The organism is Hydrogenophaga sp., from assembly GCF_051007235.1.
GTDB lineage: Bacteria > Pseudomonadota > Gammaproteobacteria > Burkholderiales > Burkholderiaceae_C > Hydrogenophaga.
This window is the reverse complement of sequence record NZ_JBPCSJ010000563.1, coordinates 1-6,853: the sequence shown is the minus strand read 5'-3', so window position 1 is coordinate 6,853 and position 6,853 is coordinate 1. Positions and strand designations below refer to the sequence as shown.

Annotated in this window: 9 protein-coding genes; 5 read left to right on the top strand and 4 right to left on the bottom strand. The window is 67.1% G+C overall.

The window, feature by feature from the left end; all coding sequences use genetic code 11:
• Window positions 1–394 (bottom strand): chorismate synthase (locus ACR2JA_RS20015; protein ID WP_434010813.1); only part of this gene is annotated, 394 nt, incomplete at its 3' end.
• Between the two features lie 100 nt (window positions 395–494).
• On the opposite strand from ACR2JA_RS20015, the gene ACR2JA_RS20010 reads away from it, so the two are divergent.
• Window positions 495–923 carry a cupin domain-containing protein gene (locus tag ACR2JA_RS20010; protein WP_434010812.1) on the top strand — a complete coding sequence of 143 codons (429 nt, stop codon included), beginning with the start codon at window positions 495–497 and terminating at the stop codon, window positions 921–923.
• A gap of 126 nt (window positions 924–1,049) precedes the next feature.
• Here ACR2JA_RS20010 and ACR2JA_RS20005 read toward each other — a convergent pair whose 3' ends face one another.
• A complete protein-coding gene (locus tag ACR2JA_RS20005; protein ID WP_434010811.1) occupies window positions 1,050–1,706 on the bottom strand; it encodes a glutathione S-transferase in 657 nt (218 codons plus the stop codon).
• 134 nt (window positions 1,707–1,840) lie between these two features.
• On the opposite strand from ACR2JA_RS20005, the gene ACR2JA_RS20000 reads away from it, so the two are divergent.
• Window positions 1,841–3,058, top strand: coding sequence for a polyhydroxyalkanoate depolymerase (locus tag ACR2JA_RS20000; RefSeq protein ID WP_434010810.1), 1,218 nt, complete (start codon window positions 1,841–1,843; stop codon window positions 3,056–3,058).
• 62 nt (window positions 3,059–3,120) lie between these two features.
• On the opposite strand, the gene ACR2JA_RS19995 is transcribed toward ACR2JA_RS20000, so the two are convergent.
• Window positions 3,121–3,588: a CBS domain-containing protein gene (locus tag ACR2JA_RS19995; RefSeq protein ID WP_434010809.1), complete on the bottom strand. Its 468-nt coding sequence runs from the start codon at window positions 3,586–3,588 to the stop codon at window positions 3,121–3,123.
• A 106-nt stretch (window positions 3,589–3,694) separates the two neighbouring features.
• Between ACR2JA_RS19995 and ACR2JA_RS19990 the strand changes: the two genes are divergently transcribed.
• Window positions 3,695–5,005: an O-acetylhomoserine aminocarboxypropyltransferase gene (locus tag ACR2JA_RS19990; RefSeq protein ID WP_434010808.1), complete on the top strand. Its 1,311-nt coding sequence runs from the start codon at window positions 3,695–3,697 to the stop codon at window positions 5,003–5,005.
• Window positions 5,005–5,823, top strand: coding sequence for an alpha/beta fold hydrolase (locus ACR2JA_RS19985; protein WP_434010807.1), 819 nt, complete (start codon window positions 5,005–5,007; stop codon window positions 5,821–5,823). Before ACR2JA_RS19990 ends, ACR2JA_RS19985 begins: the two co-directional genes overlap by 1 nt.
• On the opposite strand, the gene ACR2JA_RS19980 is transcribed toward ACR2JA_RS19985, so the two are convergent.
• Window positions 5,760–6,098: a DUF2917 domain-containing protein gene (locus ACR2JA_RS19980; RefSeq protein ID WP_434010806.1), complete on the bottom strand. Its 339-nt coding sequence runs from the start codon at window positions 6,096–6,098 to the stop codon at window positions 5,760–5,762. The genes ACR2JA_RS19985 and ACR2JA_RS19980 overlap by 64 nt on opposite strands.
• Before the next feature lie 194 nt (window positions 6,099–6,292).
• Between ACR2JA_RS19980 and ACR2JA_RS19975 the strand changes: the two genes are divergently transcribed.
• A partial coding sequence (locus tag ACR2JA_RS19975) for a GntR family transcriptional regulator (protein WP_434010805.1) occupies window positions 6,293–6,853 on the top strand: 561 nt, incomplete at its 3' end.

The window sequence follows — 6,853 nt, the reverse complement described above, 5'->3', positions numbered from 1 at the left end:
CGGTCAGGCGGGCCGAGCTGCGGCCGCCGCCGCGCGGGTCGCGCACGCCGTACTTCTGCCAGTAGGCGTAGTCGGCGTGGCCGGGGCGGAAGGTCTGCAGGATGTTGACGTAGTCCTTGCTGCGCTGGTCGGTGTTGCGGATCAGCAGGGCAATGGGCGTGCCGGTCGTCTGACCCTCGTACACGCCCGACAGGATTTCCACCGCGTCGGGCTCGTTGCGCTGGGTCACAAATTTGCTGGTGCCGGGGCGGCGGCGGTCCAGATCGTGCTGGATGTCCGCTTCCGTCAGGCTCATGCCCGGCGGGCAGCCGTCGATCACGCAGCCGATGGCCGTGCCGTGGGATTCACCGAAGTTGGTGACGCAAAACAGGGTGCCGAAGGTGTTGCCGCTCATGGGTGGGGATTATCCCCGAGGCCACCGGGCGGATTGGCGCGCTTTGTGCAACGCACAAACCGCAGCCATTTCGCTGCCCCAAACCCGAAAGGAGCGCACCATGCTGGACAAGACAGGCACCCTTTTCTCCCACGTCAAACCCGGAGAGACCGAATTCGTGCGCGGGGGTTTGCGCGACTTCTTCCTCTACCGCGACCTGGGCGTGGCCGCCGCCACACACGGCAAGGTGGTCGCACACCTGGTCAAGGCCAATCTGCCGCCCGACGGCGGCACCGGCTGGCACATCCACGTGGCCGATTTCCAGATCGTGGTCATGACCAAGGGTTGGGCCAAGTTCATGTACGAAGATCAGGTGACGTTGGTCGAGGCCGGCGACGTGGTGCACCAGCGCCCGGGCATCCGCCACTACCTGTTCGACTATTCGCCCGACATGGAGTACCTGGAAATCGTCGGCCCCGCCGACTTCCAGTCCATCCCGGTGGAGCCGGTCTGCGAGATTCCGCCTCCCACACCCTGGACGGAGCCTTGAGATCGGCCAAGGTCTGAGGTATTTCCGGAGCGAAGTGCTTCAGTCCAGAGGTGCCGCGGAACCGGCTCCGCCGGGCCGCAGGCACCGCCCCCTTGAGGGGGTCGCGCGCAGCGCGGCGGGGGTGGGCTAAAACTCCGCGTCGAGTTCGTCGATCTCGTCCGGCTCGGCCTCCGCCGCGGTCACCCATTCCTTCATCGCCGGCAACGCCATGATGTGTTCGCAGTAGGCCACGCAGGCGGCATCCAGCGGCACGTCGTAGGTGATGAAGCGGGTGACCACTGGCGCGAACATCGCGTCGGCGATGCAGGGTTTGTCGCCGAACAGGTAGGGGCCGCCGTAGGTCGCCAGGCATTCGTTCCAGATGGCTTCGATGCGCTCGATGTCCGCCTGCGCACGCGACCAGATCTTGAAGCCCGGGAAATGGGCCTTGATGTTCATGGGCAGCGAACTGCGCAGGGCCGAGAAGCCCGAATGCATCTCGCCGCAGATGGCGCGGCAATGCGCCCGGGCCTTGCGGTCGGCCGGCAGCAGACCGGCCTTGGGCTTGATCTCGTTGAGGTACTCGCCGATGGCCAGCGTATCCCAAACGTGGATGCCGTCGTGGTCCAGCGAGGGCACGCGCATGGAGGCCGACAGCAGCAGCATCTCGGCCTTCATGGCCGGATCGTCGGGCGAAATCACGTGTTCCGTGAAGTCCAGTTTGGCCAGCCTGCACATGAGCCAGCCGCGCAAAGCCCAGGCGCCATAGTTCTTGCTGCTGATCGTGAGTACCGCTTTGGCCATGTGTCGCTCCTCTTGGTGGCGGTGGCTCAGCAATCCCTGTGCCACCTTTGTGCGCTCCACACGCACCGTGGCAGTGCGGTACGCGCTGGTCCATTCCTTGCGAGTCGGGGCGTCATCCAACAGGAAAGACCGACATGCTGTACCAGGCCTACCAACTTCAGTCCGACCTGACCTCACCGATGCGGCTGTTTGCCCAGCACCTGAGCGCATCGCTGTGGCTGCAGAAAACCGAGCGCACGGTGGTGCGCAAAGTGGCCGCCGCCTGCGACGTGCTGGCCCGCCTGCGCCTGACGCACACCCGCCCGCCCTACAACATCCATTCGGTGACGGTGGGTGAACACGACGTGCCAGTGGTCGAAGAAGAGGTGCTCAAACTGCCGTTTGGCACCCTGCTGCGCTTTCGCAAGACCGACGCCGATCTGCCGGAACAACCCAAGGTGCTGCTGGTGGCACCGCTCTCGGGCCACTTCGCCACCCTGCTGCGCGAGACCGCCAAGACCCTGCTGCAGGACCACGAGGTCTACATCACCGACTGGCACAACGCGCGCGACGTGTCGCTGGCCCACGGCGGCTTCAGCCTGGACGACTACATCGCCTACCTGATCCGGTTCACCGAAGCGGTGGGCGAAGGTGCGCACCTGGTGGCGGTGTGCCAGCCCTGTGTGGCCGCGCTGGCGGCCACTGCCGTGATGGCCGAAGACGACCACCCCGCCCAGCCGCGCAGCCTCACACTGATGGCCGGCCCGGTGGACTGCCGCGTCAACCCGACCGAAGTGAACAAGCTCGCCACCAGCAAGCCCATCGACTGGTTCGAGAAGAACCTGATCAGCCACGTGCCCCTGCCACACCCCGGCTTCATGCGCCGCGTCTACCCCGGCTTCGTGCAGCTCAGCGCGTTCATGAGCATGAACCCGGAGCGCCACAAGCAATCGTTTCGCAGCATCTACGACCACCTGGAGCACGGCCGGGTGGAGGAAGCCGCCACCATCCAGAACTTCTACGAGGAGTACCTCGCGGTCAACGACCTGCCGGCCGAGTTCTACCTGGAGACGGTGGAAAAAGTGTTCCAGACCTACGACCTGCCGCGCGGTGTGCTGACCTACCGGGGCCGCACGGTGAACCCGGCTGCCATCCGCCGCACCGCGCTGATGACGGTCGAGGGCGAGCGCGACGACATCTGCTCGGTCGGCCAGACGGTGGCCGCGCAGGACCTGTGCACCAGCGTGCGCCCCTACCTCAAGACCCACCACATCCAGACCGGCGTGGGCCACTACGGCGTGTTCAGCGGCCGCAAGTGGAACCAGCAGATCTACCCGCGGGTGCGGGACGCCATCCATTGCGCCGAAGGCTGACGCCGGCGCCAAAACAAAAACGCCCCGGCTTGCGGGGCGTTTTTTCTGGGATCGGCAGCGGATCAGGGCACGTTTGACTCGGCCTTGCCGGTCTCTTCTTCGGGCCAGTCGCGGATGTAGGCCTTGAGCATCTTGTTCTCGAAGTTCTGGCTGTCCACCACCGCCTTGGCGACGTCGTAGAAGCTGATCACGCCCATCAGCATCTTGGCGTCCATCACCGGCATGTAGCGGGTGTGGCGCTCCAGCATGAGGGGGCGCACCTGTTCGAGTTCGGTTTCCGGCGTGCAGCTCATGGGGTGGTCGTCCATCACGCTGCGCACGGTGTTGCTGCCGACGCTGCCGCCATTGCGGGCGATGGTGTGCAGCACCTCGCGGAAGGTGAGCATGCCCACCAGTTCACCGTGTTCCATGACCGCCAGCGAGCCGATGTCGAACTGGGCCATGACGTCCACCGCCTTGGTCAGGGGTTCGTCGGGGGAGACGGTGTAGAGCGTGCCGCCTTTGACGCGCAGGATGTCACTGACTCGCATGGCTGTTCTCCTCGGATTCGTCGTGTGGTCTCTGGGTTGTCGCCAGTGCTCTGGCGTGCGGTCACTATAGCCCACAATAATCGCCAAAACCACTGGAGACAAACGCATGCCCGGCTACTCAGACCCCGGCTTCGACACCCTCGCGCTGCACGCCGGCGCCGCCCCCGACCCGACCACCGGTGCGCGCGCCGTGCCCATCCACCTGACGACCTCCTTCGTCTTCGAATCCAGCGACCACGCCGCCGCGTTGTTCAACCTAGAGCGCGCCGGCCACGTCTACAGCCGCATCAGCAACCCGACCAACGCGGTGTTCGAGCAGCGCATGGCAGCCCTCGAAGGCGGCATCGGCGCCATTTCGGTCGCCAGCGGCCAGGCGGCCCTGCACCTGTCCATCGCCACCCTCATGGGCGCGGGCTCGCACATCGTCGCCAGCACCGCGCTGTACGGCGGCAGCCAGAACCTGCTGCACTACACGCTGCGCCGCTTCGGCATCGAGACCACGTTCGTGAAACCCGGCGACATCGACGGCTGGAAAGCCGCCGTGCGCCCGAACACGAAGCTGTTCTTTGGCGAGACCGTGGGCAACCCCGGCCTGGACGTGCTGGACATGCCGACCGTGGCGCAGATCGCGCACGAGGCGAAAGTGCCGCTGCTGGTCGACTCCACGCTGACCACGCCCTACCTCATCAAACCGTTCGAGTTGGGCGCCGATCTGGTCTACCACTCGGCCACCAAGTTCCTGTCCGGCCACGGCACCGTCATCGGTGGCGTGGTGGTGGACGCCGGCAGTTTCGACTGGGACGCCTCGGGCAATTTCCCCGAACTGACCGAGCCCTACGACGGCTTCCACGGCATGACCTTCAGCGAGGAAAGCACCGTGGGCGCCTTCCTGCTGCGCGCGCGTCGCGAGGGCCTGCGGGACTTCGGCGCCTGCCTCTCGCCGCACAGCGCCTGGCTGATCCTGCAGGGGCTGGAAACGCTCTCGCTGCGCATGGACCGCCACATGGGCAACACCGAGAAGGTGGTGCAATTCCTGGCCAGCCACCCGCTGGTGGGCCGCGTCGGCCACCCGCTGCTCGAATCGCACCCCAGCCACGCGCTGGCGAACCAGCTGCTCAAGCACGGCGCCAGAGGCGCGGGCTCGGTGTTCAGCTTCGACATCAAGGGCAGCCGCACACAGGGCAAGGCCTTCATCGAAGCGCTGAAGATCTTCAGCCACCTGGCCAACGTGGGCGACTGCCGCTCACTGGTGATCCACCCGGCCAGCACGACCCACTTCCGCATGAGCGACGAGGCGCTGGCGGGTGCCGGCATCGGCCCCGGCACGATCCGGCTGTCCATCGGGCTGGAGGATGCGGACGACCTGATCGACGATTTGAAGCGTGCGCTCAAAGCCGCAGAAAAGGCAGGTGCGTGATGGAACTCCAAGTCAACGGCGCCAGCACCTACTGCTACACCGGCGGCAAGGCCTTCGACCCCGCCAAGCCCACCGTTGTCTTCGTCCACGGCGTGCTCAACGACCACAGCGTGTGGATCCTGCAGAGCCGTTACCTGGCCAACCACGGCTGGAACGTGCTGGCGGTGGACCTGCCCGGTCACTGCAGGAGCGGCGGTGAGGCACCGTCCACGGTCGAAGAAGCGGCCGACTTCATAGGCGCCCTGCTCGACGCGGCCGGCGTGCAGAAGGCCGCGCTGGTCGGTCACAGCTGGGGTTCGCTGATCACCATGGAAGCGGCGGCGCGCCTGAAGGACAGGATCACGCACGCCGTGCTGGTCGGTACCGCCTTCCCCATGAAGGTCTCACCCGCGCTGATCGAGGCCTCGCTCAACGAGCCCGAGAAGGCGCTGACCATGGTCAACGTGTTCTCGCGCTCCACGCTGTGTGCACCACCCTCGGCGCTCGGCCCGGGCACCTGGGTCTACAGCGCCGGCATGGCGCTGGGCCGCCGCGTGCTGCGCAGCAACCCCAAGGTGAATGTGTTCCACCGCGGCTTCGTGGCCTGCGACCGCTACGCGGGCGGCGAGGCGGCCATGGCCGCCCTCACCTCCCCGGTGCTGTTCCTGCTCGGCGGCCAGGACCAGATGACCCAGCCCCGGGCCGCGCAGGGCCTGATCAAGGCGGCCCAAGAAGCCGGCAAAACGGTGCAGGTCGTGAGCCTGCCGGTCGGCCATCACCAGATGACCGAAACCCCGGACCGGACCCTGTTCGCGATCCGCGACTTCCTCAAGCGCTGAAACCAGCCCGGTGCTGGCGCCACCAGCGGGGTGAGCACGTACTCGCTGTACAGCTCGGGTCGGGTGCCGGCCGGCTCGGCGTCGGCACCGACCACGATCCAGTCCTGCAAGAGATCGACCACCGAGCCCGGACCGAGGAACAGGTCCTGCGCCACGTGGGGCTGCGTGAGCCAGACCCGGCCACTGACCACCCGCAGGCGCATGCCGGCGCTGGCGTGGATCACGCGGGTCTGCTGGGGCAACAGGCGGGTCGGGGTAGGCGGTTTGGTGTGCATGGCGAACCTTTCGTGAATGAGGCCCCACTGTCGGGTTTTCCCAGCAGCCGCGACAGACACACAGCCGCACCAGTTCGGGCGTCCAACGGCACACAGAGCCCCGTCTGTGTGCCCGGTTTGGCGGTCATCTGTACCGGTCGCGCAGCGCCTCGGGCGGCGGGCAGCGCACAGGGCTCGGTTAGCATGGAAGCGCCATGTCCGAGCCGCCCCAGCCCACCGCGCTGCGCCCGGTCCCACCGGTTCCGCTGCCTCCTGAAACCGCCCAGCCGCTGTACCAGCAGATCGCGCAGGCGCTCGCACAGCTGATCCACGGCGGCACCCTCAAGGCCGGGCAGCGCCTGCCTTCGGTGCGCGAGACGGCGCTGACGCACGGCGTCTCCATCTCCACCGCCATACAGGCCTACCGCCAGCTCGAAGAACAAGGCCTGGCGCAGGCACGGCCCAAGGCGGGCTACTTCGTGCGGCGCGCGCAGCGCATCGCCCAGCCGGGCCTGAGCGCACCGCCGCAGCGCAGCTTCCTGGTGGAGCACCAGAGCCGTTCCGAGAGCTTTGCCCTGCTGCACCAGCCGGGCGACCGCGCCAGCTTCGGCGGCTTCGCGCCCGAACAAAGCACGCTGTTCGACGAGGAGCGGCTGCGCGTGGCGATCGGTCGCGCCTCGCGCGTGCACCGACACAGCCTGACCGAATACAACAAGGCCGACGCCGGCCGCCCCGCCCTGCGCCAGGCGGTGGCGCGGCGTGCCCTGCACCTGGGC